Source organism: Kitasatospora sp. NPDC058190, from assembly GCF_042883685.1.
Lineage (GTDB): Bacteria > Actinomycetota > Actinomycetes > Streptomycetales > Streptomycetaceae > Kitasatospora.
Genome location: NZ_JBHVVI010000085.1, coordinates 1 through 25,625 on the forward strand (window position 1 = coordinate 1; position 25,625 = coordinate 25,625).

The 25,625-nt window shown below is 72.7% G+C and carries 26 protein-coding genes and 1 pseudogene; 13 read left to right on the forward strand and 14 right to left on the reverse strand.

From position 1 onward, the window contains the following. Positions 1-79 precede the first annotated feature (79 nt). Both ACFVWU_RS31270 and ACFVWU_RS31275 read right to left on the reverse strand, forming a co-directional pair. Positions 80-958 (reverse strand): geranyl diphosphate 2-C-methyltransferase, encoded by an 879-nt coding sequence (locus ACFVWU_RS31270; RefSeq protein ID WP_387627191.1) that lies wholly within the window; start codon positions 956-958, stop codon positions 80-82. Between the two features lie 78 nt (positions 959-1,036). Then, on the reverse strand, positions 1,037-2,275 hold the full coding sequence (locus ACFVWU_RS31275) for a family 2 encapsulin nanocompartment cargo protein terpene cyclase (RefSeq protein WP_387627193.1): 1,239 nt from the start codon (positions 2,273-2,275) through the stop codon (positions 1,037-1,039). A gap of 534 nt (positions 2,276-2,809) precedes the next feature. On the opposite strand from ACFVWU_RS31275, the gene ACFVWU_RS31280 reads away from it, so the two are divergent. Next, positions 2,810-4,135: a radical SAM protein gene (locus tag ACFVWU_RS31280; RefSeq protein WP_387627195.1), complete on the forward strand. Its 1,326-nt coding sequence runs from the start codon at positions 2,810-2,812 to the stop codon at positions 4,133-4,135. A gap of 94 nt (positions 4,136-4,229) precedes the next feature. Here ACFVWU_RS31280 and ACFVWU_RS31285 read toward each other — a convergent pair whose 3' ends face one another. Then, positions 4,230-5,033, reverse strand: a complete 804-nt coding sequence (locus tag ACFVWU_RS31285) for a thioesterase family protein (protein WP_387627197.1) — start codon at positions 5,031-5,033, stop codon at positions 4,230-4,232. A gap of 318 nt (positions 5,034-5,351) precedes the next feature. On the opposite strand from ACFVWU_RS31285, the gene ACFVWU_RS31290 reads away from it, so the two are divergent. After that, on the forward strand, positions 5,352-6,899 hold the full coding sequence (locus ACFVWU_RS31290; protein ID WP_387627198.1) for a Na+/H+ antiporter: 1,548 nt from the start codon (positions 5,352-5,354) through the stop codon (positions 6,897-6,899). 24 nt (positions 6,900-6,923) lie between these two features. Here the strand turns inward: ACFVWU_RS31290 and ACFVWU_RS31295 are convergent, their stop codons facing one another. Then, complete coding sequence (locus ACFVWU_RS31295) at positions 6,924-7,349, reverse strand: DUF3592 domain-containing protein (RefSeq protein WP_387627199.1); 426 nt, start codon at positions 7,347-7,349, stop codon at positions 6,924-6,926. Positions 7,350-7,493: 144 nt separating this feature from the next. Here ACFVWU_RS31295 and ACFVWU_RS31300 point away from each other — a divergent pair, with 144 nt between their 5' ends. Both ACFVWU_RS31300 and ACFVWU_RS31305 read left to right on the forward strand, forming a co-directional pair. Continuing rightward, positions 7,494-8,213, forward strand: coding sequence for a hypothetical protein (locus ACFVWU_RS31300; protein WP_387627201.1), 720 nt, complete (start codon positions 7,494-7,496; stop codon positions 8,211-8,213). 77 nt (positions 8,214-8,290) lie between these two features. Then, positions 8,291-8,464, forward strand: a complete 174-nt coding sequence (locus ACFVWU_RS31305; RefSeq protein WP_387627203.1) for a hypothetical protein — start codon at positions 8,291-8,293, stop codon at positions 8,462-8,464. Positions 8,465-8,529: 65 nt separating this feature from the next. Here ACFVWU_RS31305 and ACFVWU_RS31310 read toward each other — a convergent pair whose 3' ends face one another. Further along, a complete protein-coding gene (locus ACFVWU_RS31310; RefSeq protein ID WP_387627205.1) occupies positions 8,530-9,414 on the reverse strand; it encodes a winged helix-turn-helix transcriptional regulator in 885 nt (294 codons plus the stop codon). A 71-nt stretch (positions 9,415-9,485) separates the two neighbouring features. On the opposite strand from ACFVWU_RS31310, the gene ACFVWU_RS31315 reads away from it, so the two are divergent. After that, the gene (locus ACFVWU_RS31315; RefSeq protein WP_387627207.1) at positions 9,486-10,763 is read left to right on the forward strand and encodes an MFS transporter; all 1,278 of its coding nucleotides are present in this window, start codon (positions 9,486-9,488) and stop codon (positions 10,761-10,763) included. Between the two features lie 15 nt (positions 10,764-10,778). Here ACFVWU_RS31315 and ACFVWU_RS31320 read toward each other — a convergent pair whose 3' ends face one another. Continuing rightward, on the reverse strand, positions 10,779-11,492 hold the full coding sequence (locus ACFVWU_RS31320; protein ID WP_387627209.1) for an ArsR/SmtB family transcription factor: 714 nt from the start codon (positions 11,490-11,492) through the stop codon (positions 10,779-10,781). A gap of 102 nt (positions 11,493-11,594) precedes the next feature. Here ACFVWU_RS31320 and ACFVWU_RS31325 point away from each other — a divergent pair, with 102 nt between their 5' ends. Continuing rightward, the gene (locus tag ACFVWU_RS31325) at positions 11,595-12,122 is read left to right on the forward strand and encodes a GNAT family N-acetyltransferase (RefSeq protein ID WP_387627211.1); all 528 of its coding nucleotides are present in this window, start codon (positions 11,595-11,597) and stop codon (positions 12,120-12,122) included. Here ACFVWU_RS31325 and ACFVWU_RS31330 read toward each other — a convergent pair. Together ACFVWU_RS31330 and ACFVWU_RS31335 are read right to left on the reverse strand one after the other, a co-directional pair. Continuing rightward, entirely contained in the window at positions 12,098-12,808 is a 711-nt protein-coding gene (locus ACFVWU_RS31330) for a hypothetical protein (protein ID WP_387627213.1), read from the reverse strand. The two genes, ACFVWU_RS31325 and ACFVWU_RS31330, sit on opposite strands and share 25 nt — an antisense overlap. A 152-nt stretch (positions 12,809-12,960) precedes the next feature. Continuing rightward, positions 12,961-13,671 carry a hypothetical protein gene (locus tag ACFVWU_RS31335; protein WP_387627215.1) on the reverse strand — a complete coding sequence of 237 codons (711 nt, stop codon included), beginning with the start codon at positions 13,669-13,671 and terminating at the stop codon, positions 12,961-12,963. Between the two features lie 333 nt (positions 13,672-14,004). Between ACFVWU_RS31335 and ACFVWU_RS31340 the strand changes: the two genes are divergently transcribed. Beyond that, positions 14,005-15,378, forward strand: coding sequence for a hypothetical protein (locus ACFVWU_RS31340; protein WP_387627216.1), 1,374 nt, complete (start codon positions 14,005-14,007; stop codon positions 15,376-15,378). Positions 15,379-15,450: 72 nt separating this feature from the next. Here ACFVWU_RS31340 and ACFVWU_RS31345 read toward each other — a convergent pair whose 3' ends face one another. From ACFVWU_RS31345 to ACFVWU_RS31360, 4 genes are all read right to left on the reverse strand, one after another. Beyond that, entirely contained in the window at positions 15,451-17,265 is a 1,815-nt protein-coding gene (locus ACFVWU_RS31345) for a DUF1003 domain-containing protein (RefSeq protein ID WP_387627218.1), read from the reverse strand. Between the two features lie 93 nt (positions 17,266-17,358). Then, positions 17,359-17,574 (reverse strand): hypothetical protein, encoded by a 216-nt coding sequence (locus tag ACFVWU_RS31350; protein WP_387627219.1) that lies wholly within the window; start codon positions 17,572-17,574, stop codon positions 17,359-17,361. 95 nt (positions 17,575-17,669) lie between these two features. Next, entirely contained in the window at positions 17,670-18,356 is a 687-nt protein-coding gene (locus tag ACFVWU_RS31355; protein WP_387627221.1) for a hypothetical protein, read from the reverse strand. Between the two features lie 76 nt (positions 18,357-18,432). After that, entirely contained in the window at positions 18,433-19,140 is a 708-nt protein-coding gene (locus ACFVWU_RS31360) for a ribonuclease H (RefSeq protein ID WP_387627223.1), read from the reverse strand. A 310-nt stretch (positions 19,141-19,450) separates the two neighbouring features. On the opposite strand from ACFVWU_RS31360, the gene ACFVWU_RS31365 reads away from it, so the two are divergent. Both ACFVWU_RS31365 and ACFVWU_RS31370 read left to right on the forward strand, forming a co-directional pair. Next, entirely contained in the window at positions 19,451-20,002 is a 552-nt protein-coding gene (locus ACFVWU_RS31365) for a YceI family protein (protein WP_387627224.1), read from the forward strand. Positions 20,003-20,156: 154 nt separating this feature from the next. Continuing rightward, on the forward strand, positions 20,157-20,795 hold the full coding sequence (locus tag ACFVWU_RS31370) for a DUF4937 domain-containing protein (RefSeq protein ID WP_387627225.1): 639 nt from the start codon (positions 20,157-20,159) through the stop codon (positions 20,793-20,795). On the opposite strand, the gene ACFVWU_RS31375 is transcribed toward ACFVWU_RS31370, so the two are convergent. Continuing rightward, positions 20,792-21,199 carry a nuclear transport factor 2 family protein gene (locus tag ACFVWU_RS31375; RefSeq protein WP_387627226.1) on the reverse strand — a complete coding sequence of 136 codons (408 nt, stop codon included), beginning with the start codon at positions 21,197-21,199 and terminating at the stop codon, positions 20,792-20,794. The two genes, ACFVWU_RS31370 and ACFVWU_RS31375, sit on opposite strands and share 4 nt — an antisense overlap. Positions 21,200-21,328: 129 nt before the next feature. On the opposite strand from ACFVWU_RS31375, the gene ACFVWU_RS31380 reads away from it, so the two are divergent. Continuing rightward, on the forward strand, positions 21,329-22,159 hold the full coding sequence (locus tag ACFVWU_RS31380; protein ID WP_387627228.1) for a helix-turn-helix domain-containing protein: 831 nt from the start codon (positions 21,329-21,331) through the stop codon (positions 22,157-22,159). A 32-nt stretch (positions 22,160-22,191) separates the two neighbouring features. On the opposite strand, the gene ACFVWU_RS31385 is transcribed toward ACFVWU_RS31380, so the two are convergent. Further along, positions 22,192-23,238, reverse strand: coding sequence for an NAD(P)-dependent oxidoreductase (locus ACFVWU_RS31385; RefSeq protein WP_387627248.1), 1,047 nt, complete (start codon positions 23,236-23,238; stop codon positions 22,192-22,194). Between the two features lie 183 nt (positions 23,239-23,421). Here ACFVWU_RS31385 and ACFVWU_RS31390 point away from each other — a divergent pair. The 3 genes and pseudogenes from ACFVWU_RS31390 to ACFVWU_RS31400 form a co-directional block, all read left to right on the forward strand. Continuing rightward, positions 23,422-23,538 (forward strand): annotated as a pseudogene (locus tag ACFVWU_RS31390) (short-chain dehydrogenase); the annotation flags it as partial. A gap of 260 nt (positions 23,539-23,798) precedes the next feature. Then, on the forward strand, positions 23,799-24,515 hold the full coding sequence (locus ACFVWU_RS31395) for a hypothetical protein (protein WP_387627229.1): 717 nt from the start codon (positions 23,799-23,801) through the stop codon (positions 24,513-24,515). 16 nt (positions 24,516-24,531) lie between these two features. Further along, entirely contained in the window at positions 24,532-25,074 is a 543-nt protein-coding gene (locus ACFVWU_RS31400; RefSeq protein WP_387627231.1) for a GNAT family N-acetyltransferase, read from the forward strand. The last annotated feature ends 551 nt before the right edge of the window (positions 25,075-25,625 follow it).

The following is a 25,625-nucleotide window of genomic DNA, read 5'->3' on the forward strand; positions in this document are numbered from 1 at the left end:
GTGCGCGGGCGGCCGCCCCGCACCCGGGGGGTGGCCGCCCGTCGCCTCAGGACCCGCTCAGGGCCCGATCAGAGAGTGATCAGACCCGGTCGGCCGCGATCAGCACGTACTGGAAGGAGCCGTCCTTGTAGGACTCGATGAATGCCTCCTCGATACCGGTGACCAGCGAGGTGGTGTTCCGCAGCTCCCAGTAGGGCAGGGTGTCCGGGGTCAGGTCGATGACGGCCTGCGGCACCAGGCGGTTGTCGGCCATCGCCCGCAGGTACTCCCGGCGCGAGTGGATGTTGCACTCGAAGTGCGCGTTGATCTGCGAGACCCACTTCGACGGCTGGCCGTACTTCGGGTTCCAGCAACCGGTGATGGTCACGTACCGGCCGCCGACCGACAGCACCCGGGAGTGCTCGGCGAACAGGTCGTGCAGGTCGACGTACATGCTGGACTCGTTGTTCCAGGAGCCGGCGACCGAGCCGTTCTCGAAGGGCATGTCGAGCATGTTGGCGACCCGGGAGCGGACGAACTCGCCGATGCCCAGCTCGCTCGCGCGCTTGTTGCCGAAGTCGGCCTGCTGGGTGGAGAGGGTCATGCCCTCGACCCGGCAGCCGAAGCGCTGGTGGGCCATCACCATCGAGCCGCCGCGGCCGCAACCGGCGTCGACCAGGGTCGAGTCGGCCCGGATGTCGCCGAGGTGGTCGAGCAGCACGTCGGCCTGGGCGGACTCCAGGCGGTGCAACTCGGCGATGACCTTCTTCTCGCGCTCGCTGTCGGCCGCGTCGCCGATCGCCGCCAGGTCGATCGCGCCGATGCCGTAGTGGTGGTGGTACAGGCCGTCGACGTCGCCCAGGCGCAGGTTGACCGGGCGGGCCTCGTGGTCCCAGTAACGCGCGATGTCGCCCTGGTAGGGAGTCGCCGGGCCGGGGATGGCAGTGCCGGGGGCGATGATGTCGTCGGTCAGGGACATGGGTCAACTCCAGTGTTCTTACGGATGGTTACCGGAAACGGGTGGTTTCCGAAAAATGGGGGCGCCGGAGAACGGTGGTCACCAGAAATCGGGCAGCGTGTAGCGGTGGGTGTTGGTCTGGTGCCAGTAGTGGTTGCCGTCGAGCCACGCGGCCACACCGCGCAGGAACCGTAGGAGGGTTGGCACCGGGCAGGCGACGGCCAGCGCGGCCGACTCGGCCTCGAAGGCGTGCATCAGCTCGTTGTGGACCTCGATCGCCTTCAGGTACCCCTCCTTGCGCGAGACGCCCTCGCGCTCGGAGATCACCACCGGCAGGTTCAGGTGCAGTCCGGGGCTGGACAGCTCCTTGGTGTACGAGTACAGGTCGTTGACGATGGTGGTGGCGTTGCCGGCCAGCGCGATCACCCGCTGCATGGCGGGCAGCGCGTGCAGCTCGACGGGCAGCTCGTAGCCGCCGACGGTGTCGGTGATGGTCGGGCAGGGGCGGAAGTTGTTGAACTGGCGCATGGCCAGGTACTCCCACACCTGCGGCACGTGGTCGGTCTCGGCCCAGGCGGCCTCGGCCAGGTACCCCAGGTGCAGCCGCGCCATGTCGTGCCGGAAGCGGTCCGCCTGCGAGGGCGTGGAGGCGCGGACGAAGTAGTCCATCGCCGAGCGGTACGAGCGCCGGGGCGCGTCCTCGGAGAGCGAGGCCTCCCAGGCCGGGTGGTACTCCGGCGTGGTGTGCAGCGGGTCCAGCGCGGTGTGCGCGAGCAGCAGACGGCTGCCCAGGCCGATCGGCGAGCCGCCGAGGTCCTCGCAGTAGCAGTCGTCCACCGCGTTCTCGGCGACCATCAGGCGGGCCGCGAGCATCAGGTGGTCGACGCTGGGCGCGTCGGGGTGACAGGCCACCATGTAGCGCCCGGTGGAGAACCCGTCGAAGTCCTTCTCCCACTCCGGCGGGTAGAGCTCGATCTCGTCCATCGCCCAGGCCTTGATCTTCAGGCTGAGCGCCTCCACCCGGGCCGGGTCGGGCTCGGCGATCGGGTGGTGGTAGAGGCCGGGGATGGGGTCGCCGCTCGTGGGCTTGCCCGCGCTCGGCGCCTCGGCGGCCGGCGCCAGGTTCGGCGGCCCGGGCAGGGCCGGCGCCTGGACCTCGGGGGTTGCCGGGACCGACGGCGCCTGGACGTCGGGGATCACGGCCTCGGACACCGGAGCCGCCGCCGGGGCCTCGGGCGCCGGGACCCCCGCGGCCGGGACCTGCGGCCTCAACTGCAGCCCGGAGGTGCCCAGTCCACTGGGCCCGCGCAGGATCCGCTCGATGGCGGTGGTGTTCATGCGCCCACCACCGGAACGAGGGCGTCCGCGGGTGGTGAGTCCGGTTGGGTACGCAGGGGCATGGAGCCTCCTCCAAGAAAGGTCGCGTGATATGACGGGTCGTCATCTCCCCGCCGCGAAGGGGGGAACTCCACGCCGCGGGCCCCGTCTCGCTCGCTTCCCAACCGTAGGCGCGGAGGCGTGTTTCGAAACGGAACGGACGATCTTCTACACCCGAAAAGGTGAACGTTCCTGCGTGCGACGTTTGAAACCCGTCCTCGTCATGCATTGGTCCGCCCCACACTCCGGCACGCTTCCGTCAACCGACCCGCCGCCGCCCCGGCTCGACGTGCGTCGGGCTTCCTCGCCGAGTGGACCGGGCTCGGCCCCACCGGCTGACCAGGGCCCGCCACCTCCGACCCGCCCGCCCGGCGGCCGACCCCGGCCGCCCGCCGGGCGTCCTCCATCCCCCGGCCGGTCACGACCACTCGCGTAAGAGGGAGAAGAATGGGCGGGGCGCCGTGGAGGAACGGGGCCAGGAAGGAAGTCCAGCGCATGGAGAGCCAGGCCCGCAGCCGCACCGAACTCGTCGAGGACCTCATGGAGCGCTTCCCCGACGTGCCCCGGGAGGCGGTGATCAAGGAGGATCTGCTGCGCGGCGGCATGGCCTTCGACGAGTCGGCCCTGAGCGGCAGCTCCGGCGCCGACGGGGGCGGCGAGGTCAAGCCGAAGTCGTACTTCATCTTCTCCTTCGACCACCGCACCCTGCCCGAGCTCGGCGCGGCCGCGCTGAACCGGCCGCCGGAGGAGGTCGTGCTGACCGGCGGGCCCTACGGGCTGCGCCGCACGGTGGTGTCGGTGCGGGTCAACCCGGACTCGCCGTACCGGGTCGGCGCGGGCGAGGACGGCACGCTCGGCCTCTACCTGGACGGCGCGCGGATCGCCGACGTCGGCCTGCCGCCCATGCCCGACTACTACCGGCACACCCTGGCCAACGGGAAGTCGGTGATGGAGGTCGCCCCGACCATCCAGTGGGGTTACCTGATCTACCTCACGGTGTTCCGGGTCTGCCAGTACTTCGGCGCCAAGGAGGAGTGCCAGTACTGCGACATCAACCACAACTGGCGCCAGCACAAGGCCGCCGGCCGCCCGTACACCGGGGTCAAGCCGGTCGAGGAGGTGCTGGAGGCGCTGGAGCTGATCGACCGGTACGACACCGCCCGCGCCTCCCAGGCCTACACCCTCACCGGCGGCGCGATCACCTCACAGGTCGGCGGCCGGGACGAGGCCGACTTCTACGGGCAGTACGCCAAGGCCATCGAGGAGCGCTTCCCCGGCCGCTGGATCGGCAAGGTGGTCGCCCAGGCGCTGCCGCGCGACGACGTCCAGCGCTTCCACGACTACGGCGTGCGGATCTACCACCCCAACTTCGAGGTGTGGGACAAGCGGTTGTTCGAGCTCTACTGCCCCGGCAAGGAGCGCTACGTCGGCCGGGACGAGTGGCACCGCCGGATCCTCGACTCCACCGAGGTGTTCGGCGCGGAGAACGTGATCCCCAACTTCGTGGCGGGCGTGGAGATGGCCGAGCCCTTCGGCTTCACCACCGTCGACGAGGCGATCGCCTCCACCCGGGAGGGTCTGCGCTTCTTCATGTCGCACGGCGTCGTCCCGCGCTTCACCACCTGGTGCCCCGAGCCCACCACTCCCCTCGGCAAGGCCAACCCGCAGGGCGCGCCGCTGGAGTACCACATCCGGCTGCTGCAGACCTACCGGGCCGCCCTGGAGGAGTTCGGCCTCTCCTCCCCGCCCGGCTACGGTCCGGCCGGTCCCGGCAAGGCGGTCTTCTCGGTCAGCTCCTTCATGGACTCGCTGCCGGGCTGAGCCCGGTCCGCTGAGCCCACACCGCTGACCGCACGCCTCGGCGGCGCCGCCCCTCGGACGGGGGTGGCGCCGCCGAGGGGCGCAGCCTCTCGGGTCAACTGCCGGTCAGCGGCCGCACGGTGAGGATCTGCTCGGCACGGCCGACCGGGCCGTGGATGTCGTGCAGCACGGTGCTGGTGACGCCGTGCCCGGCCCGGCCGAAGGTGACGCTGGTGTCCAGGCCGGTCCAGCGGCCCTCGGGGCGGCGGTGGAAGTGGATCGTCAGATCGGTGTTGGGGAACATCCACTCGGTGGGCTCCTGGCGGACGGCGATGCCGTTGGCGGTGTCCACCAGGGCGATGAAGGAGGCGTGCGGGCCGCTCGACTCCCCCGCGACCAGCTCCAGCGGGGTGGAGATCCAGGCGGCCGCGCGGCCGGGGGCGGTGGAGCGGCGTCGGACGTCGATCGAGGCGATGTAGCCGCCGCCCCACCGCCCGCTCATCGCCCAGGGCTCGAACTCCTCCGGCGCGGGCAGCGGTTCGTCGTGGGTCCCGGCGACGGCGGTGGTGTCCAGCTCGGCCAGGAACCAGGCCCGGGCCCGGACCACCGCGCGGCCGCCGACGCTGGCCACCGCCTCCACCAGCTCGATGGTGCGGCCCGGCCGGACGGTCTCCACCGTGATCTCGAGCTCGTCCAGGGCGATCAGGCCGAGTATGTCGTAGCTGATCCGGGCCAGCGCCAGGCCGTCGGCGGAGCGGTCGGCCCGGTAGCGGTCGATGGCGTGGGCGATCAGGCCGCCCACCGGGCTGAAGTGCTGCTCGTCGGGGTGCCAGGCCCCCTGCGCGTGGACGGTCGGCTTGTAGCTGTGCTCGCCGGTGCGCTGGTAGTAGCTGTCGGGCGCGGCGGTGGGGGCGGTCAAGGTGCGCTTCTCCTCGGGCGGATCGCGGGGTGCCGGGCGGGCGCCGCAGGACTCCGGCGTCCGCGATCACGATCGTAAGAGGCCGAACGGCCCCCGGGGCTGTGATGCGCCCCACACCGCCGCGTCCTCGGGCCGTCTCGTGACGACGGGTCAGCGGGCCTTCGCCACCGCACACCCTCCCGAACGGCGCGAAGAGTCCGATGAGCAAAGAAGCCGATAAGATGACCTCTGGTGTGCCGGGAAGTCTGGTCGGCTCGGGGGATGACCGCGGCGATCGGGCTTCGGCGACCCCGGTGTTGCGATGGGTCGTTTCTGCAGATGCACGCCGTGGGGATCGTTCTCGTCCTGGTCGTCCTGGCCACCAGCGTGGCCACCTTCGCCCGGCGATGGCGGGTGCCCGCGCCCTCACTGCTGGTGCTGGCCGGGCTCGGCGTCGCACTGATCCCCGGGGTGCCCGCGCTGCACGTACCGCCGCAGATCATCGGCATGGTGGTGCTGCCGCCGTTGCTCTACTCCTCCGCCGAGGAACTGTCGCTACGCGACCTGCGGACGGTGTGGCGACCGGTCACCATCCTCTCCTTCGGCCTGGTCTTCGCCTCCGCCGCCGCCGTCGGCTTCGCGGCCGTCGCCGTCGCCGGACTGCCGCCCGCGATGGCCTTCGTGCTCGGCGCCGTGCTCTCCAGCACCGACCCGGTGGCGGTCACCGCGCTCGGCCGCCGACTCGCCCTGCCCGGGCGGGTCCAGGTGCTGGTGCAGGCGGAGAGCCTGTTCAACGACGCCACCTCGCTGGTGCTGTTCAAGGTCGCCGTCGGCGTCGCGGTGGCGGTCGGCGGGACGGTCGACCTGCCCGCCGCGGGCGGCGAGCTGCTGCTGCTCGGCGGGGGCGGCAGCCTGCTCGGCGCGGCCGTCGCCGGACTGGTCTGGCTGCTGCGCCGCCGCACCACCGACCCGGTGCTGGAGACGGTGATAGCGCTGGTCACCCCGTACGCGGCGTACGTGCTGGCGGAGTCCGCGCACACCTCGGGCGTCACCTCGGTGGTGGTCGCCGGGGTGCTGCTCGGCCGCTCCGGCCACCGGCTGACCGACGCGAACATCCGGCTGCAACTGCACGCCGTGTACGCGGTGGTGGTGTTCCTGCTGGAGAGCGTCGTCTTCTCCATCGTCGGCCTCGAACTGCCCACCCTGGTCCGGGAGCTTCCGGCCGGCACCGGCTGGTGGCCGCTGCAGTCGACAGCGATCGCGGCGGTGCTGATCGCCGTGCGGGTGCTGTGGACCCTGCCGCTCACCCGCGCCGTCAAACCCAGCCGGGGGCGGTTGTCCTGGCGCGTCGCCGGGGTGGTCACCTGGGCGGGCACCCGGGGCGTCATGCCGCTGGCCGCCGCTCTGTCCATCCCGCTGCTCACCGAGGGCGGCGACCGGCTCGCCGGACGGCCGCTGGTCCTGGTGCTCACCGTCTCCAACGTCGTGCTCACCCTGGTGGTCCAGGGCCTGACCCTCGCCGCCGTGGTCAACCGCTCCGGGCTCGCCCTCGAACCCGAGCACACCGCGCGCGAGGAGGAGGACGCCCGCGACGAGCTCAACCGCGCCGCCCTCGACCACGTCGACGGCCTCGCCGAGCTGGAGGCCGTCCCGGAGACCGCCGTCGACCGGGTGCGCCGCGCGCTGACCGCCCGGCTCGACCGCACCCCCGAGGCCCCGGACGGCACCACCGCCGACGACGCCTACCGCCAGCTGCGGCACGAGGTCATCGCGGTGCAGAACACCCGGCTGCACCTCCTCTACGAGGAGCACCGGATCAGCGACACCACGCTGCGGGCGCTCCAGCGCGACCTCGACCTGGAGCAGGCGGCGCTGGGCCGGAACTGAGCCGGCGTGCGGGCGGCCGAGGTGTCAGAACATCAGCACGACCAGGCCCGCCGCCCCCGCCGCGCAGACCACCGCGAGCAGCGCCAGCACCCGCGGCCCCGGGGGCGGCGGGAGGCGGTGCTCCGGGTGGACGGCCCTACCGTGCCCCGGCCGGGCGGGGTGGTACCGGACGGTCACCTCGTCCCCCTCCCGGTAGCAGCCGCCCTCGGGGCGTTCGTCGGAGCGCACCAGCTCGGCGGTCCGCCCGTCCGGCAGGCCGTACTCGATCGTCGCCCGCCAGCGGTCGTAGCCCTCGGAGGTGGTGTACATCCGCACCTTCCGCACCCGGCCGACCGCGCACACACCCTCCCGGCGCAGCGCCAGGTCGGTCCGGGCCGCCGAGGCGAACAGCGCGCAGAGGCAGGCCAGGATCACCGCCCCGGCCAGGAGGAACAGGTCCACCACCGACACATGAGTCAATGTACCGAGCACGCAACGGAGTTGACCAGAAGGCGTCAGGCCGTCACGGGACCGGTCGCACCCCGGCCTCCCGGCCGTCCGGGGCTGCCGTCACACTGTCGCGGGCACGAACACGCACCACCGATCGGGGACACCATGACCAAGAGCCGGAACAAGAAGCAGAAGAGGCCGCTCGCCGCGGGCGCCTCCCGGCCGGCGAAGCCCGTCCGCAAGCGCACGGGCAAGGACGCTCCGCTCGCGCCGCGCACGGTGCGCCGGACGGCGGTCCTGGTCGGGGTGCTCGCGCCGCTGCTGATCATCGGGCTGCTCGCGCTCGCCACCAACCCGGACCACCAGGTCGCCTGCACCGTCCTCGCGGTCCTGGTCCTGATGGCCTCCGTGGTGGGGCTGATGCTGATCCGGAGCACCGGATGGGTGGTCTGGCCGGCCGTTCTGCTGGGCGTGCTGCTGCTGGTGCTCCCCACCTCCGCCATCCGCGCGCAGTTGATCGCCCAGCGCGGGGTGGAGACCAGGGTGGTCGTCACCGCAGTTCACAGCGGCAAGGACAAGATGGGCAAGGTGAGCTGGACCTGCGACATCCGGCGCGAGGACCACCAGCCCCTGCCGCACGGCACGATCGGCGGCACCGGCTGCTCGGGCGGCTCCGTCGGCACCACCGCGACCGTCCTGGTCGACCCGGCCGGCTGGGCCCCGCCGGCCACCCGGGACGAGGACCTCTCCTTCCGCGGCAGCGGTGTCTACGTCACGGGCGTCGTCGCCGTCCTCTGGGCCGCGCTCACCTTCGGCGCCGCGCACCGCGCCCTGCGGGGCAAGGGCACGCGGGGCGGTCGGGGCGGACGCAAGGGCGGCAGGTAGCGGGACCGGACGCCGGGCTTTCGGCAGTCCAGGGCTGTCTTCCCTCCGCTGACGGCCGATCCACTGACGTGCCGCCTGTGGTGAAGAATGCGTGGAACCACCTCGACCGGTGGGAGTCGAGCACGCCCGGCGCCGAACGCGTCCAGCCGCGCAAGCAGGTCCGGGACCGGATCACGCCCCAGGTGGCGGGCGTCCTGATCGCCGTCGTCCTCATCGTCGCCACCTTCCTCGTCGTCGCCGCGCGCCATTGAGCCGTGGCTCCACGCCGAACCGAACAGTGGTGATCGGGTGCGTCGCCGGCCGGGCCGACCCGCCGTCATTCGGCGGCCAGGCCGTCGAGCAGGGCGAGGGCGTCCTCGACCGAGCCGGCCGGGTCGGTGACGGGGTACAGCACGGCCCGCACGGCGCGGGTGGCGTCCAGGACCAGGGTGAGCCGCTTGAGCCGGTCGACGCCCGAGGCCCGGAAGGTGGGCAGCCGGAGGGAGCCGGCCAGCTCCAGCCCGGCGTCCGACAGCAGGGGGAACGGGATCCGCGCGTGCTCGGCGAACGCCGCCAGCTGGTCCGGGCGCTGGGTGCTGACGCCGTAGACGGCGGCGTCGCGGGCGGCGAACTCGCCCATCCGGTCCCGGTAGGTGCAGGACTCCAGGGTGCAGCCGGCCGCGCCCGGGATCTCGCCCCAGCCGGGCGGGTGGCCCATGACGCCCGGCGCGAAGGCGCCGGGGAAGCAGTACAGCACCGTCCAGGCACGGTGCGCGGCGACCGGGTCGACCCACCCGCCGGAGGCGGCGGCGAGCTCCAGGGCGGGCAGCCGGCGGCCGGTGAGCGCCATGACCCGGCGGGTCTCGGCGGAGTCGGCGGTGCTGGTGCCGGAGAGCGAGCCGTCGCCCAGGACGTACCGCCCACCCCAGTCCTGCAGGGCGACCAGCACCGGCAGCAGGCCTCGCCCGGTGTCCGTCAGGTGGTACTCGTAGCGCGGCGGGTGCGGGTGGTAGAGCCGCTTTTCGAGCACGCCGTCGGCGACCAGCGCCTTGAGCCGCTCGGTGAGCACCTTCCGGCTGATGCCGAGCCCGCTCTGCAGTGCGTCGAAGTGGTGGGTGCCGCCGGCGACGTCCCTGATCAGGAGCAGGGTCCAGGTGTCCCCCACCACGCTCAGGGCCTGGGAGATCGCGCAGTCGGGGTCAGCCGCTTCCGTGTGCCGCATGATCACCCATTATAGTGAGTTCCCAAAAGGAACTCACTCGGTCGTGGGCCGGTGGCAGCAAAGGGGCGGACGTGGCGACGGAGACGGCGAACGCGACGAGAACAGCGGACTCGGTACGGCCCGGCGGGCGGCGCCCGGGCGGCGGGGCGGGGGCGTTCTGGCGCTACTGGACCGCCTCGACGGTCAGCCGGCTCGGGGACCAGGTGACGACGGTGGCCCTGCCGCTGATCGCCGTGGTCACCCTGCAGGCCTCGGCGTTCGAGGTCGGCCTGATCACGGGCGCCGCCTACGTCGCCTGGCTGCTGATCGGACTGCCGGCCGGCGTGCTGGTCCGGCGACTGCCGCTACGCGGCACCCAGGTCGCGATGGACCTGATCCGCGGCGTCGCCGTGGCCTCGGTCCCGGTGGCGGCGGCGTTCGGGGTGCTGGGGCTGCCGCAGCTCGTGGTGGTGGCACTGGTGATCGGCTTCGCGAGCGTGGTCTTCGACGTGGGCAACTCCACCTTCCTGCCCACCGTCGTCCCCAAGGAGCAGTTGACCTCCCGCAACAGCCTGGTCTCCGGCAGCATCGCGGCCACCGACCTGGCCGGGCCCTCGCTGGGCGGCGTCCTGGTGCAGCTGCTCGGCGGCGCGGCGTCGATGCTGCTGGACTCGGTCAGCTACCTCGCCTCGGCGGCGCTGCTGGGCAGCCTGCCGCGGGCCGAACAGCCGGCCGCCGGGCCGGCGGGCGGTGCCGGCATGCGCGAGCAGATCCGCGAGGGCTGGCGGTTCGTCACCCGGCACCCGGTGATCAGGCCCTGTGTCGCCGTCGCCACCGCGGTGAACTTCGTCTGCGGCGCGTTGATGGCACTCACCCCGGTGTTCCTGGTCCGCACCCTCGACGCACCGGCCGCCGCCGTCGGCGCCCTGATGGCCACCGGCGGCCTCGGCAGCCTGCTCGGCGCCGCCGTCACGCCCCGCGTGGTCGCCCGGATCGGCACCGGCCGCGCGCTGTGCTGGGCGGCGGTGGTCGCCACGGCCTTCGCCCTGCTGCTCCCGGCGGCCGGATCCGGCTGGGGCGCGCTGGTCTTCGCCCTCGGCAACGCCGGGTTCTCGGCGGGGGTCGTGGTCGCCAGCATCGTCACCCGCACCCACCGCCAGACCCAGACCCCGCCGGAGCTGCTGTCCCGGGTGATGGCCACGGTCCGCTTCGTCTCCTGGGGCGCGATCCCGGTCGGCGCCCTCGCCGCCGGCGCCGCGGCCGCGGCCTGGGGCCCGCGTACGGCGCTGTTGCTGTTCGCGCTGAGCAGCGTGCTCAGCCCCGCCGTCCTGCTGGCCAGCCCGGTCCGCCGGATGCGCGAGCTGGTCTGAGGCCCGGAGGGCTTCTCACAGGCCGGCGGGCGGCAGGTCCAAGAGGTGCCGCCAGGCCCGCCGGCCCTCCGGGGTCACGGCGAGGGCGCGGGTGGTGCCGATCCGGGTGAGCCAACCGGCGGTCAGCGCGTGGTCGCAGAGCGCTGCGCCCACCGCGCCGCCGAGGTGCGGGCGGCGCTCGGTCCAGTCCAGGCAGGCGCGCACCGGCGGCCGGCGCGAGCCGCTCGGCAGCGTGATGCCGAGCTCGGTCAGCCAGGCCCGGCCGGCCGCGGTCAGGCCCGGCTCCGGGCCCCAGTCCAGCAGGCCGCGCCCGACCATCGCGTCGGTGACCGCCAGCCCGAGGGCGCCCGCCAGGTGGTCGTAGCAGAGGCGTGCCCGGGCCAGCGCCTGCTGCCGACCGGAGCCGGCGAGCGTGCGCGGTCGGGCGGCCCGCCGCGGGGCGAGTTCGGCGAGGCTCTCGACCAGCGCGACCACCCGGCGGTCGGCCAGCCGGAGGTAGCGGTGGCGGCCGTGCCGCTCCTCGGCCAGGAGCCCGCCGCCGACCAGCAGGTTCAGGTGCGAGGTCGCGGTCGAGGGCGCGACCCCGGCGAAGCGGGCGAGTTCGTTGGCCGTCCAGGCCCGGCCGTCGAGCAGCGCCAGGCAGAAGGCCGCCCTGGTGCCGTCGGCGAGCAGCCGGGCCACGGCGGGCAGGTCCACGCCCACGTCCTGGTCTGCGGATCGGTCGTCCATGTCCTCGATTGTCGCCGGGGACGCTTCGACGCCCGTCGAAGCGTTCCCGCCGTAGCGTTCCCGGGCGCATCGGGCCGCCCGTGCCCGCGCACCGGAGGAGCCATGACCACAACCCACCCGACCGCCGCCCGATCGCCGCGGCCCGACCTGGTCGTCACCGACGCCCCCGCCGCCGCGGACCTCGCACTGGTCTCCGACGCGCTGGACCGCTTCAACGTCGAGCGCAGCGGAGTCGACGACCGCCGACCGCTCGCCGTCCTGGTCCGCGAGCCCGGGTCGCACCGGGTGCTCGGCGGACTGACCGGGCGCACCTCGCTCGGGCTGTTCTTCGTCGACCTCTTCTTCCTGCCGCCCGGGCTGCGCGGGAACGGGCTGGGCGGCGAGATCCTGCGACGGGCCGAGGAGGAGGCGCGGGCGCGCGGCTGCCGCTCGGCCGTGCTCTACACGATCAGCTTCCAGGCGCCCGGCTTCTACCGGAAGCACGGGTGGACGACGCTCGGCGAGGTCCCGTGCGATCCGCCGGGCACCAGCCGGGTCTTCCTGACCAAGGACCTCACCCCACACGCGGGCCGTGAAGCCGTGATTCGGAGCCGCGAAGCCGTGGTTCAGAGACCAGCCGGCCAGTTGTAGCTTCCCGGCACGGTGACGGAGGCGTTCTCGGCGGCCGTGCCGTACACCAGGGCGATCTCGTCGTGGGCGTGCAGCTGGATCGCCGCCGGGTCGCCGCTCACCGCCTTGCCGTCGACGTACGCGGTCAGCGTGTGGGTGGCGTCGGTGCGCAACCCGCCGAGGTGGTCGGCGGAGGCGGAGACCTGCCACTCGGTCAGGAACTGGCCCAGGGTGAAGTCGGCGTTCACCGGCGACTCGACGTGGATGACGCCGGTGGTGTCGTGGGTGTGCAGCGGGCTGATCCGCTGCGCGCTCTCGTCGATGCCGACCAGCGCGGGCACCGTCACGGGCTGGCCGTCGGCGTACACGTCGAGGTGCGCGTGGATGTGCAGGGCCGTGCCCTCGGCGCCGAGCATCGGCAGGCCCGCCGCCTTCACGGCTGCCGCGACGTCGGCGGGGGCGTCCCAGGGCGGCGGGGTGGTCCGGCCCTCGGCGGTGGTCCGCGGGTGCGCCGGGACCCCGGAGGGCGGGGACGAGCCCTGGTTCGTCGCGATCACGACGGCGATCCCGCCCACCACGACAGCCAGCACCAGGACGATCATTCCGGCCACCAGCCATCGCCGGCGCCGCTCGCGACGGACCTCCGCTGCCCGGAGCGCCGCGACGCGGGCCCGTCGTCCGGACGGCCCCGGGTTCTGCGCTGCCATCGGTGCGCGCCTCCTCGATCGAGGTAGCTGCCCTTTCAGCCTGGCAGAGTCCGCCCCTCCCGGCGCGTCGAGCCCGGTGGCGACCGCACGGCGTCGCGGCCCCGACCCCGGGGAGGGGATCGGGGCCGCGACGCGTTCGGCTCAGGCCCGGGTCAGCGCTGACCCGGGTATCCCTGCTGGCCCGGCTGGCCCGGGTAGGGCACGTTCGGGACCTGCGGCGGGTACGGCTGCCCCTGCGGCGCCGGGTAGCCCTGCGGGGCCGGGTACGGGTTGGCCGGCGGCTGCGGGTACGGCTGCTGCGGCGGGTAGGGCTGGCCCTGCGGCGGGTACGGCTGCTGCGGCGCCGCGTAGCCCTGCTGCTGCGGGATCACCGGCTGGCCCGGCATCGGGTACGGCCCGCCCTGCGGCGTGTCGAACGGCTGCGAGGACGGGTCGATCGACCCGGGCGGGAAGGCCGCGCTCAGCTGGTCCATCTCGGCGCGCCAGATGCGGTGGATGTTCAGGCGCATCGGCTTGGCGCTGCCCGGCATCTGGAGGTACATCGAACTCCAGATGCTGGCCCGCTTGACCCGGGTGACCGGGAAGGCGTTGCGCGGGAAGGCCGCGACGACGTCGCCGGGGCGGTTGGTCCAGCGGTTGGCCGCGTTGACCACCACGTGGGTGTTGGTGAGCGTCAGGAAGTAGTACCGGCGGGTCAGAACGATGATCAGGCCGAGCAGCGGGATCTCACCGAAGACGCCGTTGAGCCACGGGCTCGGGCCGCTCTCCGCGTGCACGCAGGCGATGAAGGTCTCCCCAGGAGGCGCCACCTGCGAGAGCTTCTCGATGACCTGGGCTTTCTGCTTCGCCCGGAGAATTGCCATGTTGTCTGTTCCTCTTACCCCGTCGTGACCGCCGCCTCTGCGCGGCGGGAAATCGGCTGAGGTTAGCAGGTGGTGATGACACTTCGAACACCACCGTGCGCGGGAACGACGACGCCCCACCGGGCCGGGGCCCGACGAGATTGAGTCGGCCCACTACGACGCCCGACGGGCCGCCCGGGCACCGGAGGTCCCCGCAGGGTGCGGAACAGGGCGAGGAACCGGGCCAAGCCCTCTACCGGGGGTCGGACTTCGGCCATTCGGTCATGCTATCGGCCAGATCAGTTAAAAGCTGAGTCAAAAAATTGCGTGTCACCTTGCCGATAATGTGATCACATGTGTAGGCGCTGTGGCGCACTTCGCCACAGGGGAGGGATCGGCCTGACCCCGTTCGATCAGGCCCTGTCACACAGGAGTTGCACCATCAACATCGCCATCCGCAAGGCCGCGCGCGGCGCGCTGCCCATCGCGGTCACCGCGTCCGTCCTCGCCGCGGGTCTCACCGCCTGCGGCACCGCCGAGCAGCTCTCGGCCGCCCAGAAGGTGTCGAAGGCCTTCAACAAGGTCGGTGACGGCAAGTCGGCCGGCTTCACGCTCTCCGTCGACGCCACCTCCGAGCAGATCGCCGCCTTCACCAAGGCCACCGGCGAGGAGGCCGACGAGAAGAGCGCCCAGGGCCTGTCCGGGCTGTCCCTCTCCGTCGCGGTCTCCGCCGACAAGCCGCTCAAGGACATCGACGCCTTCAAGAACGCGGCGGCCAAGGACCAGAAGGACATCACACTCGACAAGTCGGTGCGGATCTCCTACCGCATCGCCGACAGGAAGGGCACCCCGCTCCTCGAGTACCGCCAGCTCGAGGCCAAGGGGTACCTGCAGATCGACCTGAAGAGCGTGCTGAAGCTCACCGGTCAGGACCCGTCCGAGGTCGACGCCGTCACCAAGGACCTCCCGTCCGACATGGCCCCCGCCAAGAGCCTGCTGAGCGGCAACTGGACGTCGTTCGACCTCCAGGAGCTCGCCGACGAGGCCAAGAAGGACGACGGCGCCAAGGGCGGCAAGCCGGAGGCGGTGCCCTCGGTCGACCCGCAGGCCGGCAAGGAGCTCTTCGACTCGCTGAAGGACGTCTTCAACCGGACGGTCACCTTCGAGGACAAGGGCAAGAAGGACGGCACCGAGCACATCTGGATGAGCGTCCCGGCCCGCCAGGCCGTGGACGAGCTGTACAAGGCCCTCAAGCCGCTCTCCACCAAGTTCCCCCAGCAGTTCAAGAAGTTCCCGACCGAGGCCCCGACCGGCGTCCCGGACAAGAACGTCGGCGCCGACCTCTACCTCAAGGACGGCTCGCTCTCCTCGGTCACCTTCGACATGGCGCAGCTGGCGAAGAAGATCGAGCCGGGCGTCAACTTCCCGGTGAAGCTGACCTTCAACCAGGACGCCCCCAAGGTCGACGCCCCGTCCGCGCCGAACAAGATGACCGCCGAGGACCTCATGAAGACCTTCTTCGTGCTGGCTGCCGGCGGCGAGGGCTCCGACCTCGGCGACGAGACCGGGTCGGGCGCCGTCCCGCCGGTCAGCACCGACGCCGCTCCGCTGACCGACGCCCAGCTCAAGGAGCTGGCCGCGCTCGGTGTGCCGGAGGCCCAGGCCCGCGCCTTCAACAAGATCGGCATGAGCTTCGAGGACATCAAGTCCATGGCGCGGGAGAAGTGATCCGCCCGACGGCGATCCCCTTCTGACGCACCGACCGGCCGACCGCCTCCGCGGTCGGCCGGTCGCGTCCGGTCAACCGCGTTTGCGCAGGCCGACCTTGTCGCGCGCGGCCTCCGGCACATCGAGGTCGCTCGCCACCCGGACGGCATCCATGGCCGCGAGCTCGTTGGGCACCCGGGTGCGCGCGCCCAGGCCGAGGATGCCGCCCTCCTCGTTGGCGTCGGCGACGACGGTCGCGATCCGCAGCAGGAAGGCACGGTACTCGCCGAGTTCGTCCGGCGCGTGCTCGGCCACGATTCGGGTGGCCGCACGGATGGTCTCCAGCGCCGGCCCCCGGTACTCGTCGTACCGGGTGTCGGGGCGCAGCCCGGTGTCGAAGGTGGAGGCTGCCGCGAGCTCACGGATGAGCCGCCGCTGGTGGGTGCCGCTGGCCTCGCGCAGCAGCTTGACGATCGCGATGACCTCCTCGGGGTCGGCCACGCCCTCGGCGAGGGCGACCAGGACGCCGGAGGCCATCAGGGCGCGGCCGAGGGTCGCCCAGTCCTCGGGGGTGAAGTCCAACTCCCCGACGCCGTCGACGACGCGGCCGATCCGCACGACCTGGAAGCCGACGTCGGCCAGGATCGCGGGGATGCGGCGCACCGATTCCACCGTACGGGCGCGGGCCCGGTCGGACAGCTCCCCCCAGGGCAGGAACTCCGCCCGGCCGTCCCGCTGGCCGGGGACGGGCACCTCCGATTCGGCGCCCGTCCCGTAGCGGTGCTCGTGCTCGTGCTCCAGCCGGGCCAGCACCTCGGCCTCCTCCTCGGTGAAGTCCTCGAAGCCTCCGACGGCGTCGGAGGCCACCTGCTCGGAGGTGGGCACCATCAGGCAGCCGACCGTGGCGAGGCGTTCGCCGAGCTGCCGGGCCTGGCGCCGGTTGGCCGCCCTCAGCTCTTCGGGCAGCTCCTCCCAGGGCAGCAGGACGGGCCGGCTCCCCGGCTCCTCGCCGTCCTCGACCGCCGCCGTCAGCCGGCTCTGGTGGATGGCCCGCGCCAGGTGCCGGGTGACCTGGGCGCCGGTGTAGTCGGCCAGGCTCTCGATGATCTTCCCCTGCGCCTCCAGCCGGGCCTTCATCCGGCCGCACTCGTGCAGGACGGCCTCGGCGTCCAGCAGGGTCTGCTCGGCACGGCGGTCACCGGCTTTGCCCAGCACGTCCTGGCCGACCATGATCACGATCATGAAGATCAGCTGGGCCAGGGTGGACAGGAAGCTCATGAAGGCGAACGGGTACGGGTCGAAGGTCTGCAGCCCCAGCTGGGACATGCCGATCCAGACCACCTGCGTCACGGCCGCGAGGTAGAACGCCCACATGCTGCCCAGCCGCCCGGTCAGCCAGGCCGCGATCCGCCCGTTGACCCCGGTGACCTGGTCCAGCGCCTGTGGCGGCGGCTGCACCCGGTGCCGCTGGATCCACGGGTGCCCGCTGGTCTCCAACAGGCTCACCCCGCGGCCGAGCGCCTGATCGTGCCGGTCCAGGTGCATCTGGAGGTCGGCGACCCGGGCGAAGATCGCCTCGGCGTTCTCGTAGGTCTGCACCGCCCGGCGGTCGGCGGCCTGGCCGAGCACTCGTTGGCCGACCAGGATCGCCAGGCAGAGCACCAGTTGGACCACGTTGTCGAGGAACAGCAGGAAGCCGAAGGGGTACGGGTCGACCGAGTGCAACGGCCCCCAGGTCGCCAACGCCATCCACCCGCCGACCACCACCAGCGTCACGTACAGGGCGGGCATCGAGCCCACCGCCCGGGTCAGCGCGGCCGCGATCGCGCCGTTGAGGCCGACCTGTCCGTCCGCCATCGCCACCGGCTGCTGCCGCGGCTGGTTGATCCCCGTTCCGGCTTCCCCCACACCCGCTCCTCACCATCGGTTCCGGCGCCGCCGCCGGAATCGTGTTCATGATGGCAGCGGTCCCGCCGGGCGGCGGGCTACTGATCTCCGTTCTTAACGGTCTGTCAACGCGGTTTCCCTGCACGGTGCGTGTAGCTCCACCCGGCCGCTCCGGAGGTGGTTGCGGTGGCCGTCGGCGAACTTCAGGCGGAGGCTGCGGTCGGCCGGGGTGTCCACGACCACGGCGCTCTCGACCGTGCCGTAGGAGGAGTCACGGTAGACCCACACCCGGTCGCCGACGTGGAACTCCGGTGTCTCGGAGACGATCATCACTCTCACCTTCCTTCCGGCCTGCTCACTGACCTGTACGGTGCGCGGCGGGCCGGGGACTCAAAGGTTCACACGCCGTCACGCTCCGATCGCGGTCAGTGGCCGCGCAGCTGCGCCGGGGCCGTGGGGCTCGGCAGGTCGGTCGGCTTCCCTTCCCAGTCCACCGGGGTGTCGTCGGGGTAGCGGGCGCATTCGGTGCCCGCCGCGACGGCGAGGGTGCCGCGCTCGGGGGTGAAGCCGACGGTGACCGTCTCGGCCAGGGATCCGGGGCCGGTGCTCGGGGGCCTCAGGGTCACCCCGGTGTCGTCCGCGGCGGTCTCCGTCCAGCCCTGTCCGGTCAGGGCCTGCCGGGCCCGGCGCAGGGCCTCCTCCGCCTGCGGGGTCGTGATCCCGGTGAGGGTGAAGCCGGCGTCGAGCGTTGCTGTGCGGGGCTCGTCGGCTCCCCTGTCGCTCATGTTCTCCAGGAGGTGGGAGATGCCCCGGGGACGGCAGACGTCGTAGATCCGGGCCGTGATCCCGTCATCGCTCCCGTCCCAAGGCGCGCGGTCCAGCGCCGCGCCCGGCGGCAGGGCGAGGGCGTCGTAGACGGTCTGGGTCCGGGCGTCCAGGTGCTTGGCGACGGCGGCCGGATCGGCCACGGGGTACGGCCGCCCCGCCCAGGCGTGCTGCAGCTCCGCCACCGCGTCGTACCCGACCGCACCGAGGGCCAGCATCCCTGCGGCCGTGACCACCGCCACGGCTTTGCGGTGGCCCCGCCCGTCCTTCGTCCCGCGCTTCGTCATGGCCGATATCGTCCACCGCCCGGCCGGGCCGTCGCCTGAGTACCCGTACTCAGGCGACGGCGCGAAAAGGCCCAGGTCAGGCGTGGGCGGCGGCGCACTCCGGGTGGCCCCAGCTACTGCCCACCTTGGTGATCTTGTCGCCCTTGGCGTACGGGCGGCTGCACGGGCAGGTACCGGGGAAGCGGGCGTTCAGGGTGCGCGAGCCCGTCCGCTTGGTGGTGCTGCCGGTCCCGCCGGTGCCGCTCGCGGCGGCGGGGCGGGTGCTGCGGGCCTTGGGGGCCTTGGCGGCCGAGGCCGGGTCGGGCACCGGGAGGTCGGCGGCGGTCCCGGCGGCGGCCTGCTGGGTGCGGGCGGCGTCGCTGGCGGCCTTGTCGGCGATGGCGTTCAGCGGGTCGCCGTCCACCTGGTGGGCGGGGACGTACACGAAGGTGACGTCCCGGCCCTCAAGGAGCTCGTCGATCCGCTGGATCAGCTCACGGTTGGCCACCGGCTTGCCCGCGGCCGTCTTCCAGCCGTTGCGCTTCCAGCCCTTGAGCCACTTGGTCACCGAGTCACGGGTGTAGGTGCTGTCGAGCCGGACCTCCAGCGGGACGGCCGGGTCGGTGGCGGACAGCAGCTGCTGAAGTGCCGTCAGCTCGCCGATGTTGTTGGTGCTGTGCCCGAGCGGCCCGGCCTCCCAGCGCTGGGGTGCCCCGGCGCTGTCCGCGACCACGTAGGCCCAGGCCGCCGGGCCCGGGTTGCCCTTGGCTGCTCCGTCACACGCTGCAATGACTCGTTCGACCATGCCCCCGATCATGCCTGGTCAGGCGGCCGGAAACCAAAGTCGCCCGGAGCCGGGCAGGGCGGCGGCGACAGGACTCCGCTCGATCCCGCCATCGGCCCTTCCTCGACCGCTCCTGCCTTCACCCATTGGCGCTAACTTGCCGCGGGGATGCCGCGCGGCGCACGAGGTGGTGGCGCGGCGGGCTGGCAGTTTGCACCCTGACGCCCCGCAGCGCGCCTTGGCCAGGCGGAGGAGGCGCAAGCCCCGGCGTGGTCCGGGAACGCTCCGGGCAACACCACCGCCAGGACCCTGACCACCGTGGAGGCACACCATGCCCGTTTCGCTCCCCGAGCTCACCGGGGACTACGTCCTCGACCCCGCCCACACCCGGATCGGCTTCGTCGCACGCCACGCCATGGTGACCAAGGTCCGCGGCGCCTTCCACCAGTTCGAGGGCACCGCCCACCTGGACGGCGGCGACCCGTCCCGTTCGACCGCCCAGCTGGTGATCAAGTCCGAGAGCATCGACACCGGAGTCGAACAACGCGACCAGCACCTGCGTACCAACGACTTCCTCGACGCCCCCAACTACCCGGACATCACCTTCCGCACCACCTCCGTCGAGCCCGGCTCGGATACCGAGTACCGGGTGACCGGCGATCTCACCATCAAGGACACCACCCGCCCGGTCACCATCGACTTCGAGTACACGGGCAACGCCGTCGACCCGTACGGCAACCTGCGGGTGGGCCTGGAAGGCTCGGTGGCCATCAGCCGCAAGGACTTCGGCGTGACCTGGAACGCGGCGCTGGAGGGCGGCGGCGTCCTGGTCGGCGACAAGGTCGTCCTGGAGTTCGACATCTCCGCCATCAAGCAGAACTAGCGGCACGTCGACAGTCCGACCGACAGCCCCGCCGGCGCACACCGCCGGCGGAGCTTCACCTGCTCAACAAAGCACTACTGGGTCCCCGGTCGGAGCGCGCCCGCGACCTCCGCCCGATTGATCACCGTCCCCCGGGCGCAGCATGATGGCCCGCATGTGGGGCAAGTGGATCGACTGCCGGGTACGGCCCGGCGCACACGGGACGTTCGCCGTCGGCCAGCGCCGCTGGGCCACCCTCGCGGGCGAGCCGGGGCTCGTCGGACAGGTGGGCGGCTGGTCCCGTACGGGCGACCAGGCACTGGTGCTCGGCCTGTGGGCGGACGAGGAGGCGTACGGCCGCTTCATGCGCGAACGCCACGACACGGTCGCCACCGAGGCCGCTCAGCAGGGCAGTTGGACGGCGATCCGGGTCTCCGCGGGGCCGGTGGTGCAGGCCGTCCCCGGCGCGGCCGCATCCCTTGCGGACGCGCTGAAGCACGCCACCCTGCTGCGCGCCGCCGACTGCGTGCTGCGCCCGGGCCGTACCGGCCACTTCCTGGAGGTCCAACGCGAGGTCTGGGCCCCCGGCATGGCAGCGGCCGGCGGCATGCTCGCGGGCACCGTCACCCGCCTCGCCGCCGACCGCTACCTGGTCACCACCCTCTGGACCTCCCCCGAGGCCCACACGGCCTACACCGCCGACGCACTCCCCGCGCTGCGCGCCCGCGCGGACGTCCCGGCCGACGTCGAGTCGCTGACCGGGCACGTCCTGCCGCTGGAGCTCTCCTGGCAGGTCCTGCCGTCACGGATCTAGTGATGCGGGGCGGCGTCGAAGCCCTCGGGGGCCCGGTCGAGGAAGACGGTGACGGCGCTGATCCGGCCGTCCTCGTCCAGCTGGACCACGTCCGTCCCCTCGGCGAAGGAGGTGCCCTCACCCTCGCCCCTGCCGGTCAGCAGCTCCCACTCGACCCTGGCCCGCTGGTGGTGCACCTCGGGGGTGCGGCGCAGGCGCAGCGTGACGGCGCCCAGATGGGCGACGAACTGCCGGCGGAGGTCGATCAGCGCCTCCGCCCCGCTGAGCACGCCGACCATCGCGCGGTACTCGACGCCCTGGGCGAAGACGGCGTCCGCGAGCCGGCTCTGTTCCTCGCCGTCGGTGTTCCAGAACCGCACGTACTGGTCGAACTGCGCGAAGTCCTCAACTGTGGTGTCGGTCATGGCCGGTGTCCCTTCGTCCGGTGGTTCGGATCGTTCTTGCGGTTCACGACTGTGCGGCCGGGTCGCGCTGCCCGTCGATGACCTCCGAGGTCATTGCCCTCGGACGCGTCACCGGGCAGCCTGGACGCCATGACCACCACCACGGCCGAACCGGTCGGAGCGTTGCTGCGCGGCTGGCGCCGGCGCCGGCGCCGCTCCCAGCTCGACGTGTCGATCGCCGCCGAGCTGTCCACCCGGCACCTGAGCTGCATCGAGACCGGGCGGGCCAACCCGAGCCGGGACATGATCCGGCGGCTGTGCGACGAACTCGACGTCCCCCTGCGCGAGCGCAACTCCCTCTACCTCGCCGCGGGCTTTGCTCCGGTGCACTCCGAACGCGCCTTCGACGACCTGGGCGCCGCCCGCACGGCGGTGGAGGCCGTCCTCACCGGCCACGAGCCCAACCCGGCGCTCGCGGTCAACGTCCGCTGGGAGATGCTCGCCGCGAACCGGGCGATGGCACTGTTCCTCGCCGACGTACCACCGGAGCTGACCCGACCGCCGGTCAACGTGCTGCGCGCGACCCTGCACCCCGACGGCCTCGCCCGCCGCATCCGCAACCTCGCCCAGTGGCGGGCGCACGTGCTGCGCCGTATCCACCGCCAGCTGGAGCGCACCTCGGCGGCGGGCCTGGCCGAGCTCCTGGCCGAGTTGGAGTCCTACCCCGTCCTGTCGGCGGACCCGGGCGAGCCCGCCCCGGACGGGTCCGCCGGTGACCTGGTGGTCCCGCTGCGCCTGGCCACCGAGTACGGCGAACTCGCCCTGCTCTACACCACGACGGTCTTCGGCTCGCCCCGGGACGTGACCCTGGATGAGATCGCCATCGAGACCTTCTTTCCGGCGGACCCTCAGACGGCGGCCCTGATGCGGGCCGTCACCGCCCAGGCCCGGTCGGCGGAAGCCGCATCACCTGAGCTGTGAGAGCAGCTCGCCCACACGTCGCCGCCGGCCGGTCAGGTCACCACCGGGACGCCGTCCGGCCGCCCCGCGAGCAGCGCCGCGATGTGGTCCGCGCAGCGCAGGGCCGCCTCGGCCATGGCGTTTCCGGTCATCCCGGCGACGTGCGGGGTGAGCAGCGCGTTGGGCAGGCCGAAGAGCGGCGAGGCGAACGCGGCGTGCTCGTGGGCGAAGGTGTCGACGGCGGCGGCCCTCAGCGGGTGGGCCGGGTCGCGCAGGGCGTCGGCCAGGGCCTGTTCGTCGACGATGCCGCCCCGGGCGGTGTTCAGCAGGATCGATCCCGGCCGCATGAGTGCCAGCCCGGCCGGGCCGATCAGCCCCTCGGTGTCCGGGGTGAGCGGAAGGTGCAGGGAGACCACGTCGCTGGTGGCGAGCAGGGCTTCGAGGGATGCCGTCCTGCGGACGGGCGTCCGGGTCGAGCGCCGCGCATAGCCCTGGACGTCCATGCCCAGGGCCTGTGCGCGCTCGGCCAGCGCCAGGCCGATCCGCCCCAGCCCGACGATGCCCAGGGTCAGCTCCGACAGCTCGACCGCAGGAGCCACCGGTGCACTCCAACGTCCTTGGTGCGAGGCTTCGTTGTACGACGCCAGGCTCCGGGTCAGGGCCAGCAGCTGGGCCAGCGCGAATTCCGCGACGGCGTTGGCGTTGGAGCCGGGCGTGTGGGTGACGGTGACACCGTGACGGGCAGCGGCGACCAGGTCGACATGGTCGGTACCCGCACCGGCCCGACCGATCACCTGGAGCCGATGGGCCAGTGCCCGGTCGGTCGCCGCCGCGAGGAACGCCGCTCCCAACGGAACGCCCGCCCGGGACTTGAGCGCGTGGTACCCGAGCCCGCCCCGAACCACCTCACCGATCAGCACCGACTCGTCGAACGGATCGACATCGGTGAACTCGACCCGGTCCGACCACGCTTCCGTCACACCCGCCGGGTCACTCACCCGCCGCAGGTTCAGCGTGACGGCGAGACCGTGCCCGACCAGACGCCCCAGTTCCCGATCGAGCAACTCCCCCGGAGCCGCATCCAACAGCAGCACCCGCATCCGCCCCACAGCACTCCCCTTTCCACAGCACGGACGTTATCCGAGGCAGACCACCTGCGCAGGAAGCCCGCCTTCGCCCTCGGCGGCCCGGCCTCGCCCCCGGCGCAGCCCATGGCTGATCACCGATCGCCGATCACCAGGGCACGGACGTTCCGTCCCAGGAGAAGAAGCCACCGGTAGGCCCGTCGTCCGCACCCGCGCATCGTCAACATCTCCAGTGGCACCGCGTCGCTGACCTGGAGCACGAACCCCAACCCCCAGTTCACCCCGGGAATCGGTGGCGCCGCCGCCTACCGGTCGCTGGCCAGGCAGGCGACCTGAGCCGGAGGACGCGCACAGGCCTGTCGGCGGCCGCAGCGTGCCACGACCACGTCTGTCGCCGGGGCCGGTGCCCCCCTTGACGCCGAGGCCGGCCGCCCCACCCAGCCGCGCGGGCGAGCACACCGGCCACCGGCGACCTCCACCGCTCCCACCGCCAGCCTTCACAAGCCGCCCCGCCCGGCGGAGGACGCCGCCCCGCCGCCTCCCGTCCACTCCCTGACCTGGCAGGATCTCCCGCCATGACGCGAATCGAGACACCGCCGCCCGACCCCGGGGCCAGACCTCCCGGCGGCCGCAGCGGCCGCGCCGGCCGGGGCAGCCAGGGCGGGAGGAACGACGCCCCCTGGCCGAAGCATCCGCTGCGAACCGCCCTGTGGATCCCGGCCGCCGCCGTGCTGCTGCCACTCGGCGGGGCGTTGGGGGCCTTCGGCCTGTGGTTCCTGGTCCCGTCGCTGCTGCTGGCCCTGACCGGGGTGATCGGTCTGATCTACGCCCTGCTGAGTCTCTGCCAGTCCGGTCCGCTGCGGCTCGTGGCACTGGCGCTGCTGATCGCCCCGATGATCGGGGTGCCGTTGCTGAGCAGCAGCACTGTGCAGGCCACTGTGCTGTCGACGCGCGGCATCGCTCACCCGGGCACCGTCACCGAGGTCCGGGTCAGTCACGGCAAGACCACCACCTACCGCTGCGCCGTACGCTACGAGGACGCCCCGGGCCGCAGCACGTCCGTGAAGTGCGGCGCCGAGGACACCGTGGGTGAGCGGGTCAGCGTCACCGAGGACCCGGGCGGCCTGGTGGACCCGGAGTTCACCGACCAGACCGCCGGCCGGGTCGACCTCGCCATGACGGGCCTGTCCGACGTGACGCTGCTGGTCATCGCCACCGCCGTGGCCGCGGTCGGCGCCCTGCTGCACCGGCTGAAGGTCCGCCGTAATCCTGTTGCCGGGGCGACGGGGTAACGGGGATCCTCCACAGATGGAGCTAGCAGAGCAGGAGATCCCGCTGGGCGAGGTGACGCTGCGCCGTTTCCGCGGCGAGGCGGACCTCCCCGAGTTCTTCCGGGTCATCGAGGAGTCGCTGGAGCACTTGCGGCCGTTCATGCCGTGGGTCGCCGAGCACAGCCTGGCCAAGACCACCGAGTTCCTGACCGAGCGGCCGGGGCTGTGGGAGAGCGGCAAGGACTTCACCTACGCGATCCTGCTGGACGGCGCGATCGTCGGCGCCTGCGGGCTGTTCCGGCGCGACGACACCCCGGAGAACGGCCGGGAGATCGGCTACTGGCTGCACCCCGCCGCGACCGGCCGCGGGATCGCCACTCGCACCGCCGGGGCGCTGACCGAGCAGGCCTTCCGGCTGCCCGGCGTGGACTTCGTCGAGATCGTGCACGACCCGGCCAACCACGCGAGCGCCGCCGTCCCGGCCCGCCTCGGCTTCACCGAGTACCTGCGTCGCCCCGCCGAGGCCCTCGCCCCGGCCGAGACCGGCGAGGAGTTGGTCTGGCGGCTGGACCGCGGCTGACGGAACGGACCCGACGGTCCGTCGCCGTGGGGGAATGCGCGCGGACCGCCGGGCGGTGCCCGGCCGGACGGGACGATCCGGCCGGGCGCCGTGGGAACGAACGCGGCCGGAGACCCTCATCTCCGCGCGGAGCGCCCCATCTCGAACCCCGCGTTCCGGCCGCGTACCTCTGCCGCGGCGTCGCGCGTTCGTTCCCACGCCCAGGAGACCGTCCACCACCCAGGGCGATAACAATTTCTTCGGATGCTTCCGGCGTTTCCAGCCGACCGTGACGCGAGGGTCCGCCGACACCTGGTCAGGAAGCTTGTACCGGACGGTCCGTTTCCTCATACTTCCGGACAGCGCCTGTCAGGGGCAGATCATCCTCCGTGCTTCCGGACAGCACCGGCAGGTGTCCGCCCATCGCCTGACCGCGCCTCACGGCCTTTAGCCCCTCACTGACTCCCGCGGCCCGCGCCGGACCAGGCCCCGGAGCCGTGCGCCCCCCCCCCCCCCCCCCGGGGTGCGTGTCCGACGACCCCCGGGGGGGGTTGTGGGCCCCCCCCGTAGCC

What these genes read in the sequence shown, in the direction of transcription:
- ACFVWU_RS31270 (WP_387627191.1), bottom strand. Translation starts at nt 958, where the DNA reads ATGTCCCTGACCGACGACATCATCGCCCCCGGCACTGCCATCCCCGGC.
- ACFVWU_RS31275 (WP_387627193.1), bottom strand. Translation starts at nt 2,275, where the DNA reads ATGAACACCACCGCCATCGAGCGGATCCTGCGCGGGCCCAGTGGACTG.
- ACFVWU_RS31280 (WP_387627195.1), top strand. Translation starts at nt 2,810, where the DNA reads ATGGAGAGCCAGGCCCGCAGCCGCACCGAACTCGTCGAGGACCTCATG.
- ACFVWU_RS31290 (WP_387627198.1), top strand. Translation starts at nt 5,352, where the DNA reads ATGCACGCCGTGGGGATCGTTCTCGTCCTGGTCGTCCTGGCCACCAGC.
- ACFVWU_RS31300 (WP_387627201.1), top strand. Translation starts at nt 7,494, where the DNA reads ATGACCAAGAGCCGGAACAAGAAGCAGAAGAGGCCGCTCGCCGCGGGC.
- ACFVWU_RS31310 (WP_387627205.1), bottom strand. Translation starts at nt 9,414, where the DNA reads ATGCGGCACACGGAAGCGGCTGACCCCGACTGCGCGATCTCCCAGGCC.
- ACFVWU_RS31320 (WP_387627209.1), bottom strand. Translation starts at nt 11,492, where the DNA reads ATGGACGACCGATCCGCAGACCAGGACGTGGGCGTGGACCTGCCCGCC.
- ACFVWU_RS31325 (WP_387627211.1), top strand. Translation starts at nt 11,595, where the DNA reads ATGACCACAACCCACCCGACCGCCGCCCGATCGCCGCGGCCCGACCTG.
- ACFVWU_RS31330 (WP_387627213.1), bottom strand. Translation starts at nt 12,808, where the DNA reads ATGGCAGCGCAGAACCCGGGGCCGTCCGGACGACGGGCCCGCGTCGCG.
- ACFVWU_RS31335 (WP_387627215.1), bottom strand. Translation starts at nt 13,671, where the DNA reads ATGGCAATTCTCCGGGCGAAGCAGAAAGCCCAGGTCATCGAGAAGCTC.
- ACFVWU_RS31340 (WP_387627216.1), top strand. Translation starts at nt 14,005, where the DNA reads ATGTGTAGGCGCTGTGGCGCACTTCGCCACAGGGGAGGGATCGGCCTG.
- ACFVWU_RS31350 (WP_387627219.1), bottom strand. Translation starts at nt 17,574, where the DNA reads ATGATCGTCTCCGAGACACCGGAGTTCCACGTCGGCGACCGGGTGTGG.
- ACFVWU_RS31355 (WP_387627221.1), bottom strand. Translation starts at nt 18,356, where the DNA reads ATGACGAAGCGCGGGACGAAGGACGGGCGGGGCCACCGCAAAGCCGTG.
- ACFVWU_RS31360 (WP_387627223.1), bottom strand. Translation starts at nt 19,140, where the DNA reads ATGGTCGAACGAGTCATTGCAGCGTGTGACGGAGCAGCCAAGGGCAAC.
- ACFVWU_RS31365 (WP_387627224.1), top strand. Translation starts at nt 19,451, where the DNA reads ATGCCCGTTTCGCTCCCCGAGCTCACCGGGGACTACGTCCTCGACCCC.
- ACFVWU_RS31370 (WP_387627225.1), top strand. Translation starts at nt 20,157, where the DNA reads ATGTGGGGCAAGTGGATCGACTGCCGGGTACGGCCCGGCGCACACGGG.
- ACFVWU_RS31375 (WP_387627226.1), bottom strand. Translation starts at nt 21,199, where the DNA reads ATGACCGACACCACAGTTGAGGACTTCGCGCAGTTCGACCAGTACGTG.
- ACFVWU_RS31380 (WP_387627228.1), top strand. Translation starts at nt 21,329, where the DNA reads ATGACCACCACCACGGCCGAACCGGTCGGAGCGTTGCTGCGCGGCTGG.
- ACFVWU_RS31385 (WP_387627248.1), bottom strand. Translation starts at nt 23,238, where the DNA reads ATGCGGGTGCTGCTGTTGGATGCGGCTCCGGGGGAGTTGCTCGATCGG.
- ACFVWU_RS31395 (WP_387627229.1), top strand. Translation starts at nt 23,799, where the DNA reads ATGACGCGAATCGAGACACCGCCGCCCGACCCCGGGGCCAGACCTCCC.
- ACFVWU_RS31400 (WP_387627231.1), top strand. Translation starts at nt 24,532, where the DNA reads ATGGAGCTAGCAGAGCAGGAGATCCCGCTGGGCGAGGTGACGCTGCGC.